Source organism: uncultured Streptococcus sp. (assembly GCF_905372115.1).
Classification (GTDB): Bacteria; Bacillota; Bacilli; order Lactobacillales; family Streptococcaceae; genus Streptococcus.
On record NZ_CAJPNR010000011.1, the window covers coordinates 17083 to 35890 of the forward strand.

Below are 18808 nucleotides of genomic sequence, written 5' to 3' on the forward strand. Positions count from 1 at the left end.
CAAGCTTATTTGCTGAAGTCATAGTCCTTGATAATCTCGATTTTTTCAATCTTGATATCTTTTTTAGGCTTGTCATTGTCGTCTGTTTCTGCAGCAGCGATTTTGTCCACCACATCCATCCCTTCCAGCACTTGGCCGAATACGGTATAAGCTCCGCCATCTAAAGTAGGATTTCCACCGTTTTTATAGGCTTCTATGATTTTAGCTGGGAAAGAATCCGTAGACATTTGGCTAGACAGGTCTTTCTTGCTTTGGTTGATGAAGAACTGACTGCCATTGGTACCAGGGCCTGCATTGGCCATGGATAGGGCACCACGAATATTATAGAGATATGGAGAATACTCATTTTTAAAGCCGTTTCCAGAGTCTTTAGACTTGTCTTTGCCCTTCCAGATAGACTCGCCTCCAGTGCCGTCACCTTTAGGGTCTCCGGTCTGAATCATAAATTCATTGATAACGCGGTGAAATAAAACGCCGTCATAGTAGCCTTCCTTAGCATGGGTCAGGAAGTTTTCAACGGCTAGTGGGGCTTGTTTTGGAAAGAGCTTGATGCGGATATCGCCTTCAGTCGTTATCAACTTGACTTCCGCTTCATCTTCAGCAACTTCTGTAGATAGCTGCGGAAAATTGGCATTTTCGTTGGTCATGGCATCCTTGAATTGCTCACGGAGTTTGCTGGTTTCCTCTGGGTCAGAGCTAGAGCTCACTAGAGAGGAACTGTTGGATGAGTCGGAGGAGCTAGTTGTCTCCTCTTTCTTGTATTTACCAGAGCAGCCAGCTAAGACAAGTCCTGATAAGAGGCTGATAAGAAGAATTTTTTTCATATAAAACCTTTCTCACATTAGATTGTAAACTACTGATATTTTACTACAATTAGGCTAGTTTTTCAAACCCTCCTGTGTCAGCCAATCCAGAAGCAGATTTTTAAGTCCTGCTGGCCGTAAATTCAGGTCGCGAATTGCTTCTATGTCTAGCCATTCAGGTTGATAGAGATTCTGGGTGTGACTGCGAAGGGCTTTCTCGCCCTGAATCATTGGAGCTGATGTATGGCTGATAGTGGCATGAAAATAGATTTCTAGGCGTTGGCCATTTCTGAAAGTAAAGGCTGGCTGCAGCTGCTTTTCAGACAAGCTCCAACCCAGCTCTTCCTGAATTTCTCGCTGAGCTGCTTGGACTGTAGTCTCACCTGACTCAGCCCCGCCGCCCGGTATCACAAAATACTCTTCTCCATTTTTCCAGCGGTGGATGAGCAGTATTTGCTTGGTTTGGGGATTGAAAAGAATGACTCCGGCTCGCATTATTTTCCTCCTGAAATATTTTTACTGTTAATTAGAATTTCTCTCTATTCTAACACAAGAACAAGAGTTTTGCTTGGACTTGTTAAAAGTATGGTAGAGTGAACAAATTCATCTTGATCTAATTAATTTTTATCTGAAGAGAGAGTTTAATAGCAGGCGAACTTGTGCATAGAGAAATGTTATGATAAAATAAACAGTGTACAAATAATAAGGAGTGTTTTCCATGGAGAAAAGACTGACAAGAGATGTCAAAAACAAGAAAATCGCTGGTGTATGTGCTGGTATCGCAAACTACTTTGATTTAGATCCAACCTTGGTTCGTATTCTTTGTATTGTTTTTTGCTGTGCAGCAGGTACAGGTGTCTTGGCTTATTTAATTGCTTGGGCGGTTATGCCAGAGGCATAATAAGAAATTACGTGATAGTGAAATGAGAACTGGTTAGTCCAGTTCTTTTTGCGTGGATAAATAAGTTTTTTTTTGCTTTTGATTTAGATAAAAGATTTCTCATCTATGGCTCAAATATGGTATAATAAGGGTTATGGCAACTAAGAAAAACACGAAAAAAGGCCGGACAACTCGTCGGCCGACAAAAGCAGAATTAGAAAGACAAAAAGCAATAAAGAGAATGATTGCCACCTTTGTATTGGCTCTTATTCTTTTGTTTGCAGCAATTAAGCTGGGAGCCTTTGGGGTCACAATTTATAATATGATTCGCCTCTTGGTGGGAAGCTTGGCCTATCTGGCTATTCTGGCCAGCTTTGGCTATCTCTTTTTTTTCAAGTGGTTGCACAAGCACGAGGGGACGGTTTCAGGATTTATCAGCCTCTTTTTGGGACTGGAGTTAATTTTCCAAGCTTATTTCGTCAGTGTGTTGAAGCTAGAAGGGGCTGCTGTATTATCCACAACTCTAGGCAGGGTCTTGACTGATCTGACAGCCTTTAAGGTCAGCTCCTTCGCGGGTGGCGGCCTGCTGGGCTCTCTCTTATACGCACCTATCTCTTTCCTTTTTTCAAATATCGGTTCTTATTTCTTCGGCCTGCTGCTCATTCTTTTAGGCGGCCTGCTTATGAGCCCTTGGTCTATCTATGACATTTCTGAAAAAGCTATGGCAGCCTTTCAAAATTGGAGAGAAAAGCAAGAAGAAAAGCGTCAGCTCCGTTTCCTGGAGCAGGAAGAAAAAGCTGCACAGGCAGCTATGCAAGCCATTGAAGTAGAGCAAGAAGAAGCAGATGTCGATTCTGAAACAGGAGAAATTTTAGATGACGAGGACTTGTCAGATACAGCTGTGGACTTTGACGAGGCAGACTATGAGGAACTAGGAGAGTATGACCCTCATGAGCCTCTGGACTTTGGCCACGATGAGGATATGGAGGAAGCAGAGGCAGACTTAGACGCAGATGTCGAGGTGGACTTTACAGCCAAGGAAAGTCTGGACTATAAGCTGCCGACCATCAACCTTTTTGCGCCCGACAAGCCTAAAAACCAGTCCAAGGAAAAACGCATCGTCCGAGATAATATCAAAATTTTGGAAGAGACCTTTGCTAGTTTTGGGATCAAGGCTGCTGTTGAGCGGGCTGAAATCGGACCTTCCGTCACTAAGTACGAGGTCAAACCAGCTGTTGGTGTTCGGGTCAATCGGATTTCCAATCTGGCAGATGATTTGGCTCTAGCCTTGGCTGCCAAGGATGTGCGGATTGAAGCGCCGATTCCTGGGAAATCTCTTGTCGGAATTGAAGTGCCCAATTCTGAAGTTGCGACCGTGACTTTCCGAGAACTCTGGGAGCAGTCAAAGACGGATGCCAGCAAGCTCCTAGAAATCCCACTTGGGAAGGCTGTAAACGGCTCTGTCCGCTCCTTTGACTTGGCTAAGATGCCCCATCTCTTGGTAGCGGGCTCTACTGGATCTGGTAAATCTGTGGCCGTCAACGGTATTATCGCCAGCATTCTTATGAAGGCCAGACCGGATGAAGTCAAGTTTATGATGGTGGATCCTAAGATGGTGGAGCTGTCCGTTTATAATGACATTCCTCACTTGCTTATTCCAGTCGTAACCAATCCTCGCAAGGCCAGCCGCGCCCTGCAGAAGGTTGTGGATGAGATGGAAAATCGCTATGAACTCTTCTCTAAGGTCGGTGCTCGTAATATTGCTGGCTACAATGCTAAAGTAGCCGAGTACAATGCTCAGTCAGAATACAAGCAGGTGCCCCTGCCTTTAATTGTCGTCATCGTGGACGAGCTGGCTGACCTTATGATGGTGGCCAGCAAGGAAGTGGAAGATGCCATTATTCGTCTGGGACAAAAAGCGCGTGCAGCTGGGATTCACATGATTCTGGCTACCCAGCGTCCATCAGTAGATGTTATCTCCGGTCTGATTAAGGCCAATGTACCCTCTCGGATTGCCTTTGCTGTATCCAGTGGGACAGACAGTCGGACCATTCTGGATGAAAATGGAGCAGAAAAGCTCTTGGGGCGTGGGGATATGCTCTTTAAGCCTATTGATGAAAACCATCCGGTTCGTTTGCAGGGCTCCTTTATCTCGGATGAAGATGTGGAGCGAATCGTAGCCTTTGTCAAGAATCAAGCTGAAGCTGACTATGACGATAGCTTTGATCCTGGTGAAGTATCTGAAAGTGATATGGAGTCTGGCGGTGGCGACGATGAAGGCGATCCTCTCTTTGAAGAAGCCAAGGCTTTGGTTATCGAGACTCAGAAAGCCAGCGCTTCTATGCTTCAGCGGCGACTCTCGGTCGGCTTTAATCGGGCCACTCGTCTTATGGAAGAACTTGAGGCAGCAGGCGTTATCGGACCAGCCGAGGGAACCAAGCCGAGAAAGGTTTTGCAGACTAATTAATCTTTATTTTCACTAGTTTGCTAGCAAGATAATCATTTGATAGAAACAAATCTGCCAGCAGTCAGCCGGCAGATTTTCTCTACTTACACATTGCCAAGGAAAGGAAAAGAAGGTATGAAACTAGAGACTATTCACCATATAGCCATCATTGGTCATGATTATGCTAAGACCAGGGAGTTTTATGTGGACAAGCTGGACTTTGATATGCTGGATGAGCACCACCGACCAGACAAACAGGATATTCTCTTTAATGTCCGCAAGGGAAATCTGACTCTGGAAATTTTTATCAAGGAAGAAGCTCCCAAGCGGCCAGCCTTTCCTTCTCCAGAACATACTGGTTTGCGGCATCTGGCCTTCCGAGTGACAAATGTCGAAGAAACGCTAGAGGAGTTTGACCGTTTGGAGATTCCTCATACCGAGCTACGCTATGACGACTTCGACGGTCGTAAGATGGCTTTCTTCTTTGATCCGGATGGTCAGCCTCTGGAGATTCACGAATAAAACTAGGAAAATCAGGAGGTCCTTCTTTCTCGGAAAAAGAAGGACTTGTAAATCTCATATATGAAAAACCCATCGGCTAACTCGTGACCGATGGGTTTTGTTTTACAATGTTACAAAAAGAGTCCGATGACCATGGCTAGGTACATGAAGAAGGTCAAAAGAAATCCAGCCCGCCAGAAGAACTTAAAGAACTTAGGATAGTAGAAGCTTCGTTTTTTCTTGAGAAAATAGATGGTGATGGCGATAGCGAGAACTGAGAGAGCTAGGGTAAGCTGGGGTAGTAAGCTATGATAGTAGGCCTTGTCTGAAATGATATAAAATTCCACAACAAAAAGCGGAAAAGCCAAGTCCGCAAAGTTTAAACCGTATTTTCTTAATTGAAAAACTCGCACAGTAATAGTGGTTAAAATCAAAGTTAAAAAGATAAATAAAATCGAAGCAATCTTTAATAGTGTCATAAGATTATTTTACCACAAAAAATTCAAAAAAGAAGATAAAATTCCTTGCATTTAAGAAAGTTTAGTGTATAATAGAAAGGTATGCAAAAAGCATACTTGTGGGAGGTAAAAATATTCATTTACCGCCAAAACCACAAAGGAGGATTTAAAAATGGCTAAAAAAGTCGAAAAACTTGTAAAATTGCAAATCCCTGCTGGTAAAGCTACTCCAGCTCCACCAGTTGGTCCTGCGCTTGGTCAAGCCGGTATCAACATCATGGGATTCACTAAGGAGTTCAACGCTCGTACAGCTGATCAAGCTGGTATGATTATTCCAGTTGTTATCTCAGTATACGAAGACAAATCATTCACTTTCGTGACTAAGACTCCGCCAGCTGCTGTTCTTCTGAAGAAAGCTGCAGGTGTTGAAAAAGGTTCTGGTGAGCCAAACAAAACGAAAGTTGCAACAGTTACTCGTGCGCAAGTACAAGAAATTGCTGAAACTAAGATGCCAGATTTGAACGCTGCAAACATCGAGTCTGCAATGCGTATGATTGAAGGTACTGCTCGTTCTATGGGATTCACTGTTGTTGACTAATCAATAACGCTCATCCCATTTGCCCGCACTACACTTGATCAGATTGACGAGTGACGTGGGAGATGAAAATCGATTGAACCACTTACAAGGAGAAAGATAAAATGGCTAAAAAAAGCAAACAACTTCGTGCTGCTCTTGAAAAAATCGACAGCACAAAAGCATACAGCGTAGAAGAAGCTGTAGCACTTGCAAAAGAAACTAACTTTGCAAAATTCGACGCAACTGTAGAAGTTGCTTACAACTTGAACATCGACGTTAAAAAAGCTGACCAACAAATCCGTGGCGCAATGGTATTGCCAAACGGAACTGGTAAAACTTCACGCGTTCTTGTTTTCGCACGTGGTGCTAAAGCAGAAGAAGCGAAAGCTGCTGGTGCAGACTTCGTTGGTGAAGATGACCTGGTTGCAAAAATCAACGACGGTTGGTTGGACTTTGACGTAGTAATCGCTACACCTGACATGATGGCACTTGTAGGTCGCCTTGGACGTGTCCTTGGACCTCGTAACTTGATGCCAAACCCTAAGACTGGTACTGTAACAATGGACGTTGCAAAAGCAGTTGAAGAGTCTAAAGGTGGTAAGATTACTTACCGTGCAGACCGTGCAGGTAACGTACAAGCTATCATTGGTAAAGTTTCATTTGAAGCTGACAAGTTGGTTGAAAACTTCAAAGCTTTCAACGACACAATCCAAAAAGCAAAACCAGCTACTGCTAAAGGTACTTACGTAACCAACCTGACTATCACTACTACACAAGGTGTTGGTATCAAGGTTGACGTAAACTCACTTTAAGAATTAATTGAACTGCCTTCGGGTAGTTCTTTTTTTGAAATAAAAATGATGATAGCGGTTACAATTGCAAAGAAACATGTTATAATATTATGGAATCAATTTATTTTATAACAAAAGGAGACGGTGTCATGAAAAAAGATCAGAACCAGCTAACCTGGCTGATGGTATCTCTGATTGCTTTTAATATGGTCTGGGGTCTGGGCAATGTGGTTAATAACTACTCCCAGCAGGGCATTTCGGTAATTGTTTCTTGGATTCTTATCCTAGCTATTTACTTTATTCCCTATGCCCTCATCGTGGGGCAGCTAGGCTCGACTTTCAAGGAGAGCGGAGGCGGTGTCAGCGACTGGGTGGAGAAGACCTCTACCAAGCGTCTGGCTTATTTTGCGGCCTGGACTTACTGGGTGGTGCATATTCCTTATCTGGCTCAGAAGCCGCAGGGAGTTTTGATTCCGCTGGGCTGGGTTATTCAGGGGAATGGAGATTTTTTAAGCAGTCTTGATATTCACTGGATTGTTATTCTTAGCTTGCTGATTTTCGGCGCCTTTCTCTACTTGTCCACCAAAGGCCTGTCCACGCTCAAGGTGATTGGGGGGCTGGCTGGTAGCGCTATGCTGATTATGTCCTTCCTCTTTGTCCTCTTAGCGGTCGGGGCGCCTTTTATCAAACCTGATATGCAGTTTGCGACGGCCAATATGGATAAGCTCAGCACTTATATTCCCAACTTTGATTTTTCTTATTTCACGACTATCTCCCTCTTAGTCTTTGCGGTCGGCGGAGCAGAGAAAATCTCTCCTTACGTTAATCAAACACGCAATCCAGCCAAGGAATTTCCAAAGGGAATGATTGTCATGGCTGTCATGGTTGGTGCATCTGCTATCCTAGGCTCTCTGGCTATGGGTATGCTTTTTGATGGCAGCAATATTCCTGAGGATCTGATGCGAAACGGCGCTTACCAAGCCTTCCAAAAGCTGGGCAACTACTGGGGAGTGGGCAATGTACTAGTAGTCATTTATGCCCTGACCAACATGGTTGGACAGATTGCTGCACTGGCTTTCTCTATTGACGCACCTCTGCAAATCATGCTCAATAATGCTGATGAAGAGTTTGTCCCAAGCTGGCTGCGCAAGCGGACATCAAAAGGAGTCCTCATTAACGGTTACATCCTGACGGGGATTTTGGTTAGCTTCTTGATTATTCTGCCTATCTTTGGAATCAAAGAAATTGACGGTCTGGTCAAATGGATGACCAATCTAAACTCCATCGTTATGCCCATGCGGTATCTTTGGGTTTTCCTTGCCTACATGATGTTGAACAAGGCCTGGAAGAAGTACAAGGATGCCGAGTACAAATTTACCAAAAATCCAAAAGTTGGCTTTGCCATCGGAGCTTGGTGCTTCCTCTTTACAGCCTTTGCCTGCATCTTAGGGATGGTTCCCAAAGTAGACTATGCAACAGATCCAGCTGGCTGGCAATTCTCTCTCTTGACTAATATTTTGACCCCAATCGTCTTAATCAGTCTGGGTGTTATTCTGCCAATTTTAGCTAAGTGGGAAAAGAAACAGTCGCTCAAGTAGTGAGTAGGTTTTGCAAAAGATAATTGAAGTATTTATTCCCAGTCCTATCTGATGATGGGGCTGGTTTTTTGTGAAATGAGCTAGTCTGCTCTGCTATTTTACAAAAAGGAAAAAAGAAAAATTTCAGTGATTTAACTATATAAAAATCACAAAATGTGGTAAAATAGTACAGATAAAATAAGGAGTAAAAAAATGGTAGAACCTAAGTATAAGCGTATTTTGATTAAGTTGTCAGGTGAAGCTCTTGCCGGTGAAAAAGGTGTTGGTATTGATATTCAAACCGTTCAGAAGATGGCGGAAGAAATTAAAGAAGTTCACGATTTGGGAGTTCAGATTGCTCTGGTTATCGGAGGCGGAAACCTTTGGCGGGGTGAGCCGGCAGCAGAAGCGGGCATGGACCGTGTGCAGGCCGACTATACTGGTATGTTGGGCACTGTCATGAATGCGCTGGTAATGGCCGATTCGCTCCAGCAGGTAGGTGTAGATACGCGCGTGCAGACAGCGATTGCTATGCAGCAGGTAGCTGAGCCTTACATCCGTGGTCGGGCCCTTCGTCATCTGGAAAAAGGCCGTATCGTCATTTTCGGTGCAGGTATTGGTTCTCCTTATTTTTCAACCGATACAACCGCTGCCTTACGTTCAGCAGAGATTGAAGCAGATGCGATTCTCATGGCTAAAAATGGCGTGGACGGTGTATATAATGCCGATCCTAAGAAAGACAAGACCGCCGTTAAGTTTGATGAGCTGACTCACCGAGATGTCATCAGCAAGGGACTGCGGATTATGGACTCAACGGCTTCGACCTTGTCTATGGACAATGACATTGACTTGGTTGTCTTTAACATGAATGAGCCGGGCAATATCAAACGCGTTGTTATCGGTGAGCAAATCGGAACAACCGTATCAAATAATTTATAAGAACGGAGATTAGAAACTCATGGCAAATGCAATTGTAGAAAAAGCAAAAGAAAGAATGACCCACTCGCACCAAAGTCTGGCTCGTGAATTTGGCAGCATCCGTGCAGGCCGCGCCAATGCCAGCCTTTTGGACCGCATCTATGTTGAGTACTATGGAGTAGAAACTCCGCTCAACCAAATCGCTTCGATTACGATTCCGGAAGCGCGTGTTCTTTTGGTGACACCTTTTGACAAGTCTTCTATCAAGGACATTGAGCGTGCGCTTAATGCTTCTGATCTTGGGATTACGCCAGCTAGCGATGGATCTGTGATTCGCCTGGTAATCCCAGCTCTGACAGAGGAAACTCGTCGGGACTTGGCCAAGGAAGTGAAAAAGGTCGGTGAAAATGCTAAAGTTGCCATCCGTAACATCCGCCGCGATGCTATGGACGAAGCTAAGAAGCAGGAAAAAGCTAAAGAAATCACTGAAGACGAATTGAAGACCTTGGAAAAGGATATTCAAAAAGTAACGGACGATGCTGTCAAACATATTGATGAGATGACAGCAAACAAAGAAAAAGAACTTTTAGAAGTTTAACATTTTTATCAGAATCAAAACTCAGTTGGCTTTGGCTGACTGAGTTGTTTTAACATCAAAAATCCTTGCCCGGTTTGAAGAAGCAAGGTAGAAAATAGGTCTATATGAATACAAATCTTGCCAGCTTCATCGTGGGTATCATCACGGATGAAAATGATCGCTTTTACTTTGTTCAAAAGGACGGTCAGGTTTACGCTCTTTCTAAGGAAGAGGGAGCGCATGAGCTAGGTCAGTCTGTCAAAGGCTTTGCCTACAGCGATATGAAGCAGAAGCTTCGCCTGACAACCCTTGAAGTTACAGCTACTCAAGAGCAGTTTGGCTGGGGAACAGTAACGGAGGTTCGTAAGGATCTAGGCGTCTTTGTCGATACCGGTCTTCCAGATAAGCAAATCGTGGTATCGCTGGACATCTTGCCAGAAATCAAGGAACTCTGGCCAAAAAAGGGCGACCGCCTTTATATCCGTTTGGATGTGGACAAAAAAGGGCGCATCTGGGGCCAGTTGGCTTATCAGGAGGATTTCCAGCGTCTGGCTCGTCCTGCCTACAATAACATGCAGAACCAAAACTGGCCAGCCATCGTTTATCGGCTCAGGCTTTCTGGCACTTTTGTCTACCTGCCGGAGAATAATATGCTGGGTTTCATTCATCCGAGTGAGCGTTATGCAGAGCCTCGTCTCGGTCAGGTCTTAGATGCACGGGTGATTGGCTTCCGTGAAGTAGACCGCACCCTTAACCTCTCCCTCAAGCCTCGTTCCTTTGAAATGCTGGAAAACGATGCCCAGATGATTCTGACCTATCTGGAGAGCAATGGTGGTTTTATGACTTTGAACGACAAGTCTTTACCAGACGACATCAAGGCCACCTTTGGTATTTCCAAAGGCCAGTTTAAAAAAGCTCTGGGTGGGCTGATGAAAGCTGGTAAAATCAAGCAGGACCCGACTGGAACAGAGTTGGTGTGAGGATAAAGAATCACGTATCTAGAGCTGATGCTTGGAAGAATACAATCTTAAAGAAATGAAAGGAACCTATGAGAAAATCTTTTTACAGCTGGCTGATGACAGAGCGCAATCCTAAGAGCAAGGAGCCCAAGGCTATTTTGGCGGACTTAGCTTTTCAGGATACGGCCTTTCCCAAGCATACGGATGATTTTGATGAGGTCAGTCGTTTTCTGGAGGAGCATGCAAATTTTTCCTTTAACTTGGGCGAGTTTGATGCTATTTGGGAAGAGTATCAGGCCCATTAAGTGGATAGTGGCTAGGGATAGTCATTTTCTGCTTGCTTTGATATAATAAAGATAATTCATTCAAAAAAATAAAATAGAGAGGTTCTTTGTTTGCAGGAACATTCAGTAGAATTGAAACTGGGCCATCCAGATGATGCCTTTCATCTCTTTGGCTCTAATGAACGCCATCTGCGCCTAATGGAGCAGGAATTGAAGGTAACCATCCATGCCCGAACCGAGATTGTGCAGATTTTAGGTACGGAGGCTGCCTGCGAGGAGACTCGACAGGTCATTCAGGCTCTGTTGGTCTTGGTCAATCGTGGCATGACCATCGGGACACCCGATGTTGTGACAGCCATTACCATGGTCAAAAATGATGAAATTGATAAGTTTGTAGCTCTTTACGAAGAAGAGATTATCAAGGACAGCTATGGCAAGCCGATTCGGGTCAAGACACTGGGTCAGAAAATCTATGTGGACAGTGTTAAAAATCATGATATTGTCTTTGGTATCGGGCCAGCTGGAACAGGGAAGACTTTTCTGGCGGTGACCTTGGCTGTGACAGCTCTCAAGCGTGGACAGGTCAAACGAATCATTCTGACACGTCCAGCGGTAGAAGCTGGTGAGAGTTTGGGCTTTCTGCCTGGTGACCTTAAGGAAAAGGTGGATCCTTATCTGCGTCCGGTCTATGATGCCTTGTATCAGATTTTGGGCAAGGACCAGACAACGCGCCTTATGGAGCGAGAAATCATTGAGATTGCACCTTTAGCCTATATGCGGGGGCGGACGCTGGATGATGCTTTTGTAATTCTGGACGAGGCACAGAATACCACCATTATGCAGATGAAGATGTTTCTGACGCGGCTGGGCTTCCAGTCCAAGATGATTGTCAACGGAGACATCAGTCAGGTTGACCTGCCTCGCAATGTCAAATCAGGACTCATTGACGCTCAGGAGAAATTGAAGAACATCTCCCAGATTGACTTTGTGCATTTCTCAGCTAAGGATGTCGTTCGTCATCCAGTGGTGGCGGAGATTATCCGAGCTTACGAACCAGCTCCTGTTAAAGAGACAGCAACTGAGCCAGAAGAAATGGAATAGCATACGAAAAGAGCAGATTTATTTCTGCTCTTTTTTGGGGATTGATTTTAAAGTCGAAATGTTTAACTAAACGAGTTCGTCAATAGATGTGTAGTCCTTGTTGAGGCCTTCAGCAACTGGTTGGCTGGTGATGTAACCTTGGTAGGTTGTGACACCTTTGCGCAGTCCTTTGTCATCTGCAATGGCTTGCTTGAAGCCTTTCCCTGCCAAAGCCTCCACATAAGGAAGAGTGACATTGGTCAGGGCGATGGTAGAAGTGCGGGCTACGGCACCTGGGATATTGGCTACTGCATAATGGAGGACACCGTGTTTTTCATAGACAGGCTCGGTGTGGGTCGTCACTCGGTCGGCTGTTTCAATAACACCACCTTGGTCAACGGCTACGTCTACAATGACAGAGCCTGGACGCATTTGCTTAACCATGTCGTCTGTTACCAGTTTCGGAGCCTTGGCACCAGGGATAAGAACAGCACCGATCACGACATCTGCCTCTCGAACGCTAGCTTCGATATTGAAAGGATTAGACATGAGGGTCTGGATTTGATGACCGAAGACATCTTCTAGGACAGACAGACGCTTAGCGCTGATATCCAGAATAGTCACTTGAGCACCCAATCCTAGAGCGATACGAGCGGCATGAGTTCCTACAACACCACCACCGATAATGGTGACTTTTCCTTTAGGGACGCCCGGTACACCACCGAGGAGTACGCCAGATCCACCTTCGCGCTTAGTCAAGAAGTGGGCACCGATTTGGACCGCCATCCGACCAGCTACCTCACTCATAGGTACCAAGAGTGGCAGTTGTCCATCTTGATCGCGGACAGTTTCGTAGGCCAGACCAGTCGTCTTGGCACTTGTCATAGCATCTGCTAGCTCAGGAGCGGCAGCCATGTGCAGGTAGGTAAAGAGCAAGAGGTCGTCGCGGAGGAATCCATATTCAGCAGCCAGAGGTTCTTTGACCTTGACCACTAGCTCAGCTGCCCACGCTTCTGCAGCAGTAGGGACGATTTTTGCACCTTGCTTTTCATAGTCTGCATCGGCAAAGCCAGAACCAAGTCCTGCATTTGTCTCAATCAGAACTTCATGGCCTTTACCAACGAGACTATGAACACCAGCTGGTGTCAGAGCGACACGATTTTCATTGTTTTTGATTTCTTTTGGAATACCGATTAACATAAAAAATATGCTCCTTTTTTAAGATGTTTTTATTGTATATGAAAACGCTTTAAAAATCAAGAAAAAATCGGAGCGGTTTGCTTTCATCAGTGAATTGTGCTATTCTGTTAAGAAAATCTAGGAGGTCCTGATGGAAAATATCTATGTCAAACTGGCTCATCATGCCAGACTGGAAACTGAGCGGTTGATTCTGCGCCCGGTGATCTTGGAGGATGCCCCTGCGATGTTTGAGTACGCTTCAGATGAGGAAAATACTCGCTATACCTTTGAGACAAATAAAAGCCTGGAAGAAACACGCAATAATATCGCTCTCTTTTATCTGGCCAATCCTTTGGGGCGCTGGGGGATAGAAGTGAAGGAGAGTGGCAAATTCATCGGGACTATTGATTTGCATAAGATCAGGCTGGACTTGAAAACAGCGGCTATCGGCTATGTAATCAATAAAAAATACTGGAATCTGGGTTATACGACAGAGGCCAATCGCGCAGTCATCAAGCTTGCTTTTGAGCAAATCGGGATGAACAAACTTGTGGCGCTGCATGATGTGGACAATCCAGCTTCTGGCCGTGTTATGGTCAAGTCTGGCATGAAATATTCCCACGAAGAGCCTTATGCGTCACTAGACAAGCATGAGAAAGGTCGCATTGTGACGCGGGTCCATTACTATCTGACTAGGGAAGATTATTTTGCAAAAAAATGAGAAAGGATATTGACAAGCACCTATCTACATGATATATTAGATAGGTACGCTGATTTAGCTCAGTTGGCAGAGCGCATCCATGGTAAGGATGAGGTCGCCGGTTCGATCCCGGCAATTAGCATTATATAAGATTAAAAACCCTTGATTTACAAGGGATTTCGTTATATCCGACCAAATTTCGCCCAAAAATTTCGCCCAAAAAGTTTATAGAAGAATATTAAAACTATAAAATAAAACAATTTATTTACTTTCATTGATTTAAACGTGATGTTTTTGTCAGCAATTAGCATCTTGTAGGACAAGGTTGGGTTTTCCCAGCCTTTTCTTTTTGTCACTGATAGTAAGTAGTGAAAGGAAAAGTTTCGGGAAGGGACAAAATAAAAATAGCTGCTTTTGTCTTTGCGGTGAGAGATTGATAAATCTGCTCTGCTATTTTCCAAAACCCTGCCCTCGGCTCCCTAAAGTGAGTCAAAATATGATATAATAAGGTAATACTAGCAAAGCGGGTAAGGTATGTATATCGAAATGGTAGACGAAACGGGTCAGGTTTCGGAAGAGATTCTTAAACAGACCCAGGAAATTTTGGAGTTTGCGGCCCAGAAAACGGGCAAGGAAAATAAGGAAATGGCTGTGACTTTTGTCAGTAATGAGCGCAGTCATGAACTCAACTTGGAATATAGAGATACGGATCGGCCGACGGATGTGATTAGCTTGGAGTATAAGCCTGAGCTGGACATCGCTGTTGACGAGGAGGATTTGCTGGACCATCCTGAGCTAGCTGAGATGCTGGAAGATTTTGACGCCTATATTGGCGAGCTGTTCATTTCAGTGGATAAGGCGCGTGAGCAGGCTGAAGAATACGGCCACAGCTTTGAGCGGGAGATGGGCTTTTTGGCAGTGCATGGTTTTCTGCATATCAACGGCTATGATCACTATACGCCGGAAGAAGAAGCAGAAATGTTTGGTTTACAGGAAGAAATTTTAACTGCTTATGGACTCACAAGGAAATAACAAACGCAAATGGAAAAACCGAGATGTGGTCTCGAGTCTGGAATTTGCTTTAACCGGTATTTTTACAGCCTTTAAAGAGGAGCGCAATCTGCGCAAGCATGTCCTTTCGGCTTTGGCAGTGATAGTTGCGGGACTGATTTTTGACTTGTCCGCGATAGAATGGCTCTTTCTCTTTTTGAGCATTTTTCTGGTCATTGCCTTTGAGATTGTCAATTCTGCTATTGAAAATGTCGTGGATTTGGCCAGCGATTACCACTTTTCTATGCGGGCAAAGAATGCCAAGGATATGGCAGCGGGAGCTGTTCTGGTCGTGTCTGGCTTTGCTGTGGTGACGGGGCTGATTATTTTTGTTCCCAAGATTTGGGATTGGATTTTTTAAAGATTTGAAAATCGGGGGAGACTGCCGATTTTCTGCTGTTTTAATGGAAATAATAGAGGTAAAATAATGACTTTTAAATCAGGTTTTGTAGCTATTTTAGGACGTCCTAATGTTGGGAAATCAACCTTTTTAAATCATGTTATGGGGCAAAAGATTGCCATCATGAGCGATAAGGCTCAGACTACACGCAATAAAATTATGGGAATTTACACGACGGATAAGGAGCAGATTGTCTTTATTGACACACCGGGAATCCATAAGCCTAAGACGGCTCTAGGCGATTTCATGGTCGAAGCAGCTTACAGCACCTTGCGTGAGGTGGATACTGTCCTCTTCATGGTACCGGCTGATGAGCTGCGTGGTAAGGGTGATGATATGATTATCGAGCGCCTGAAAGCGGCTAAGGTTCCAGTTATTTTGGTAGTTAATAAGATTGATAAAGTCCATCCGGATCAGCTTTTAGCGCAAATTGATGATTTCCGTCAGCAGATGGACTTCAAAGAAATCGTACCGATTTCAGCCCTGCAGGGCAACAATGTGTCCCATCTGATTGACATCCTCAGTGAGAATCTGGAGGAAGGCTTCCAATATTTCCCAGAAGACCAGATTACCGACCATCCAGAGCGCTTTCTGGTGTCAGAAATGATTCGGGAGAAAGTCCTGATGCTGACACGGGAGGAAATTCCCCACTCAGTCGCAGTGGTTGTTGACAGTATGAAGCGAGACGAGGAGACGGACAAGGTCCATATCCAAGCGACCATCATGGTAGAGCGTGATAGTCAAAAAGGTATTATCATCGGCAAAGGCGGCTCTATGCTGAAGAAAATTGGATCCATGGCTCGGCGTGATATTGAGCTCATGCTGGGGGACAAGGTCTTCCTAGAAACCTGGGTCAAAGTCAAGAAAAACTGGCGGGACAAGAAGCTGGACTTGGCGGACTTTGGCTATAATAAGAAGGAGTATTGAGGTTTTCTAAGCAAGCTTGGAAAAATTATGTTTGAAATAGCGGTGAAAGAGAGCATAACATTTTGTTATCTCTTTTTACTACAAACTAGCAGCAAGATAGAAAATTGTTGATATTGCGTTATTTAATAGTTGCTATCATTCCGTTAATCTGTAAATATTGTTCCGTTATTCCTCGTATTGTTCCGAACTATGGTATAATAGAGGGAGAAAGTGAGGAGTGCTCATGTATATGACAGTGAGGCAGGTAGCTGATCTCTGGGGGATTTCTGATCGTCGAGTTCGGTCTCTGTGCAGTCAGGGAAAGATTCCGGGTGCTGTTCAAGAAGGGCGTTTGTGGAGAATTCCCTCAGATGCCAGAAAACCAGCGGATGGTCGTTATAAAAAAGCAGAGAGTCTCTTGCCTTTGATTGATGAAAAGATGATGCAGTTATCAAAACTTCGCCCTTTGACGGATGGAGAGTTGGAGCGGCTGAATGAAGAGTTCACAGTCGAATATACTTATAACTCAAATGCCATTGAGGGCAATACTCTGACCTTGCGTGAGACAGATTTGGTCCTGCGTGGATTGACTATTGACCAAAAGCCTTTAAAAGATCATATGGAGGCAATCGGTCATCAGGAGGCTTTTCAGTATGTTCAAAGGCTTGTTGAGGAGAACCAGCCTTTGTCAGAACAGATGATAAAGGATATTCATTATCTAGTATTAGCAGATAAAAAAAATGACCGAGGCATTTATCGGAGAGTCCCGGTGCGCATCATGGGGGCAGCCAATGAACCGGCTCAGCCGTATATGATTGCTCCATTGATGGAAAAGCTCCTAGTGGACTATGCTGTAAGTCAGGAAAATATGGTGACCAAGCTAGCTCAGTTTCATATTGCCTTTGAGAGTATCCATCCGTTTATTGACGGCAATGGCCGAACAGGTAGGCTCTTGGTGAATTTGGAGTTGATGAAGGCGGGCTATCCACCGATTGATATAAAATTTACGGATAGATTGTCCTATTACCAAGCATTTGATGACTTCCATTCAAAAGGAAGTTTATCGTCAATGGAGGCTTTATTTGCCAAATATATCAATGAAAGATTGGATATGTATTTGGAGATTCTATCTCTTGCTGATGAAGGATAAGGAGATTAGATTTATAGTTGATATAAATCTTTCCAATCCTGCTTTCTTTGTCTCAGGTGGAAAAGAAGCCGAAATCATTCATGACTGGTATTGCAGGTTGGCGCAGAAAAATGCTAGGTCTGAATGCGCCTACTATCCTGGCAAAGGCCATGCTTGGCTTTTTAGTGATGTGGATACGCATATTCAGCTACTGCGCTATTTCTTTCAAAATGCTGCCTTCCCAGAGAAATTGAAAGGATTTTGATATGGACTATATTTCCTATATTCGCTCCAAGGTGGGGCATGATAAGGTTATTCTGAATTTTGCTGGTGGAATTGTAGCAGACGAGGACGGTCGTGTACTTCTGCAGTTGCGAGGTGATAAGAAAACATGGGCGATTCCTGGTGGAGCTATGGAGCTCGGGGAGACTTCTTTGCAAGCAGCCGTGCGTGAGTTTTACGAAGAGACAGGCATTGCTGTTGAAGCCAAGCGCTTGCTGAATGTTTACACTAATTTTGATGAAGCCTATCCTAATGGTGATAAAGTGCAGACGGTTGTCTTTCTGTATGAATTGCAGGCACTGGAGAATGTTAATATTTCCAATTTTCACAACGAAGAAACACTGCGGTTAGGCTTTTTTTCTAAAGAAGAAATAGCAGAGCTGGAAAATGTATCGGATAAACACCGCCTGATGCTGGATGAGTATTTTTCGGACAGCTTTGCTATGGGGCTTTGATATTAGGAAAAATAAGAAAGGAGCTTTATGCCTGAATTACCTGAAGTGGAAACGGTTCGGCGCGGTTTGGAGCGTCTGGTGGTTGGTAAGACAATTGATCAGGTGCAGGTCCGCTATACTAAGATGATTGGTACGGGAGTGGACAGCTTTGTCCACGACTTGCCAGGTCAGACCATTGAAAAGATTGGCCGTCGGGGCAAGTATTTGCTCTTTTACCTGACAGGCGGAGTGCTGGTTTCCCATCTGCGAATGGAAGGCAAGTATCTTTTTTATCCTGATGCGGTGCCTGAGCGCAAGCATGCTCATGTCTTTTTTCAGATGACAGATGGTGGGACGCTTGTTTATGAGGATGTCCGCAAGTTTGGGACCATGGAGCTGTTGAGAAAGGATCAGCTGGAGGCTTATTTTGCTGCCAGAAAGCTTGGTCCTGAGCCGACAGAGGCGGACTTTCTTTTGTCGCCTTTTGCAGCAGCTTTGAGCCGTTCCAAGAAGCCCATCAAACCCTATTTGCTAGAGCAGACCTTGGTCGTTGGGCTGGGCAATATCTATGTAGATGAGGCCCTTTGGCGGGCGCGGATTCATCCGGCAAGGCCAGCAGCTAGTCTAAAGCCTGCTGAAGTGAAGCGGTTGCGTGAGCAGATTATAGAAGTTTTGCAGCTGGGGATTGAAAAGAGAGGATCGACCATTCGGACCTACCGCAATGCTTTGGGTGAAGATGGCACGATGCAGGATTTTCTGCAGGTCTATGGAAAGACTGGTCAACCTTGTGCTAGATGCGGCAGCCCGATTGAAAAAATTAAGCTGGGCGGACGCGGTACACATCTCTGTCCTCATTGCCAGAAAGCGAGGTAGCTGT

At 44.6% G+C, this 18808-nt stretch carries 22 protein-coding genes, 1 tRNA gene and 1 pseudogene; 20 read left to right on the forward strand and 4 right to left on the reverse strand.

What is annotated here, in order from left to right:
• Positions 1-5: 5 nt before the first annotated feature.
• Entirely contained in the window at positions 6-824 is an 819-nt protein-coding gene (locus QZ169_RS04790) for a peptidylprolyl isomerase (RefSeq protein WP_295505140.1), read from the reverse strand.
• Positions 825-878: 54 nt separating this feature from the next.
• Positions 879-1298, reverse strand: a complete 420-nt coding sequence (locus QZ169_RS04795) for an NUDIX domain-containing protein (protein WP_295505141.1) — start codon at positions 1296-1298, stop codon at positions 879-881.
• A gap of 223 nt (positions 1299-1521) precedes the next feature.
• Between QZ169_RS04795 and QZ169_RS04800 the strand changes: the two genes are divergently transcribed.
• From QZ169_RS04800 to QZ169_RS04810, 3 genes are all read left to right on the forward strand, one after another.
• On the forward strand, positions 1522-1704 hold the full coding sequence (locus QZ169_RS04800) for a PspC domain-containing protein (RefSeq protein ID WP_111675528.1): 183 nt from the start codon (positions 1522-1524) through the stop codon (positions 1702-1704).
• Positions 1705-1837: 133 nt separating this feature from the next.
• The gene (locus tag QZ169_RS04805; protein WP_295505142.1) at positions 1838-4150 is read left to right on the forward strand and encodes a DNA translocase FtsK; all 2313 of its coding nucleotides are present in this window, start codon (positions 1838-1840) and stop codon (positions 4148-4150) included.
• A 114-nt stretch (positions 4151-4264) separates the two neighbouring features.
• The gene (locus QZ169_RS04810) at positions 4265-4651 is read left to right on the forward strand and encodes a VOC family protein (RefSeq protein ID WP_295505143.1); all 387 of its coding nucleotides are present in this window, start codon (positions 4265-4267) and stop codon (positions 4649-4651) included.
• A gap of 110 nt (positions 4652-4761) precedes the next feature.
• On the opposite strand, the gene QZ169_RS04815 is transcribed toward QZ169_RS04810, so the two are convergent.
• A complete protein-coding gene (locus QZ169_RS04815; RefSeq protein WP_002897148.1) occupies positions 4762-5109 on the reverse strand; it encodes a DUF3397 domain-containing protein in 348 nt (115 codons plus the stop codon).
• 151 nt (positions 5110-5260) lie between these two features.
• On the opposite strand from QZ169_RS04815, the gene rplK reads away from it, so the two are divergent.
• The 8 genes from rplK to QZ169_RS04855 all read left to right on the forward strand — a co-directional run bounded on the left by rplK (position 5261) and on the right by QZ169_RS04855 (position 11872).
• Positions 5261-5686, forward strand: coding sequence for a 50S ribosomal protein L11 (gene rplK, locus QZ169_RS04820; RefSeq protein WP_002894851.1), 426 nt, complete (start codon positions 5261-5263; stop codon positions 5684-5686).
• A gap of 101 nt (positions 5687-5787) precedes the next feature.
• A complete protein-coding gene (rplA, locus tag QZ169_RS04825) occupies positions 5788-6477 on the forward strand; it encodes a 50S ribosomal protein L1 (RefSeq protein ID WP_002894855.1) in 690 nt (229 codons plus the stop codon).
• 128 nt (positions 6478-6605) lie between these two features.
• A complete protein-coding gene (locus QZ169_RS04830) occupies positions 6606-8054 on the forward strand; it encodes an APC family permease (RefSeq protein ID WP_295505144.1) in 1449 nt (482 codons plus the stop codon).
• 192 nt (positions 8055-8246) lie between these two features.
• Positions 8247-8972, forward strand: a complete 726-nt coding sequence (gene pyrH / locus QZ169_RS04835; RefSeq protein WP_002894857.1) for a UMP kinase — start codon at positions 8247-8249, stop codon at positions 8970-8972.
• A gap of 19 nt (positions 8973-8991) precedes the next feature.
• The gene (frr, locus tag QZ169_RS04840; protein ID WP_295505145.1) at positions 8992-9549 is read left to right on the forward strand and encodes a ribosome recycling factor; all 558 of its coding nucleotides are present in this window, start codon (positions 8992-8994) and stop codon (positions 9547-9549) included.
• A 104-nt stretch (positions 9550-9653) separates the two neighbouring features.
• Entirely contained in the window at positions 9654-10508 is an 855-nt protein-coding gene (gene cvfB, locus QZ169_RS04845) for an RNA-binding virulence regulatory protein CvfB (protein WP_295505146.1), read from the forward strand.
• A gap of 68 nt (positions 10509-10576) precedes the next feature.
• Entirely contained in the window at positions 10577-10792 is a 216-nt protein-coding gene (locus QZ169_RS04850; RefSeq protein WP_002894860.1) for a YozE family protein, read from the forward strand.
• A 90-nt stretch (positions 10793-10882) separates the two neighbouring features.
• The gene (locus QZ169_RS04855; protein WP_049541525.1) at positions 10883-11872 is read left to right on the forward strand and encodes a PhoH family protein; all 990 of its coding nucleotides are present in this window, start codon (positions 10883-10885) and stop codon (positions 11870-11872) included.
• A gap of 66 nt (positions 11873-11938) precedes the next feature.
• Here QZ169_RS04855 and ald read toward each other — a convergent pair whose 3' ends face one another.
• Positions 11939-13051, reverse strand: a complete 1113-nt coding sequence (gene ald / locus QZ169_RS04860; protein ID WP_295505148.1) for an alanine dehydrogenase — start codon at positions 13049-13051, stop codon at positions 11939-11941.
• 130 nt (positions 13052-13181) lie between these two features.
• Between ald and QZ169_RS04865 the strand changes: the two genes are divergently transcribed.
• The 9 genes and pseudogenes from QZ169_RS04865 (at position 13182) to mutM (ending at position 18804) form a co-directional block, all read left to right on the forward strand.
• Complete coding sequence (locus QZ169_RS04865) at positions 13182-13751, forward strand: GNAT family N-acetyltransferase (RefSeq protein WP_295505149.1); 570 nt, start codon at positions 13182-13184, stop codon at positions 13749-13751.
• A gap of 48 nt (positions 13752-13799) precedes the next feature.
• Positions 13800-13872, forward strand: a tRNA-Thr gene (locus QZ169_RS04870).
• 392 nt (positions 13873-14264) lie between these two features.
• A complete protein-coding gene (ybeY, locus tag QZ169_RS04875; protein ID WP_011837247.1) occupies positions 14265-14762 on the forward strand; it encodes an rRNA maturation RNase YbeY in 498 nt (165 codons plus the stop codon).
• Positions 14743-15141 (forward strand): diacylglycerol kinase family protein, encoded by a 399-nt coding sequence (locus QZ169_RS04880; RefSeq protein ID WP_002894866.1) that lies wholly within the window; start codon positions 14743-14745, stop codon positions 15139-15141. The genes ybeY and QZ169_RS04880 overlap by 20 nt, the downstream gene beginning before the upstream one ends.
• A 66-nt stretch (positions 15142-15207) precedes the next feature.
• On the forward strand, positions 15208-16107 hold the full coding sequence (gene era / locus QZ169_RS04885; RefSeq protein ID WP_295505150.1) for a GTPase Era: 900 nt from the start codon (positions 15208-15210) through the stop codon (positions 16105-16107).
• A 223-nt stretch (positions 16108-16330) separates the two neighbouring features.
• Positions 16331-17236 (forward strand): DNA-binding protein, encoded by a 906-nt coding sequence (locus QZ169_RS04890; RefSeq protein ID WP_295505151.1) that lies wholly within the window; start codon positions 16331-16333, stop codon positions 17234-17236.
• Positions 17237-17270: 34 nt separating this feature from the next.
• Positions 17271-17480: pseudogene (locus tag QZ169_RS04895) on the forward strand (hypothetical protein); the annotation flags it as partial.
• Position 17481: 1 nt separating this feature from the next.
• The gene (locus tag QZ169_RS04900; RefSeq protein WP_295505152.1) at positions 17482-17952 is read left to right on the forward strand and encodes an NUDIX hydrolase; all 471 of its coding nucleotides are present in this window, start codon (positions 17482-17484) and stop codon (positions 17950-17952) included.
• 27 nt (positions 17953-17979) lie between these two features.
• Positions 17980-18804 (forward strand): DNA-formamidopyrimidine glycosylase, encoded by an 825-nt coding sequence (mutM, locus tag QZ169_RS04905; RefSeq protein ID WP_295505153.1) that lies wholly within the window; start codon positions 17980-17982, stop codon positions 18802-18804.
• Positions 18805-18808 lie beyond the last annotated feature (4 nt).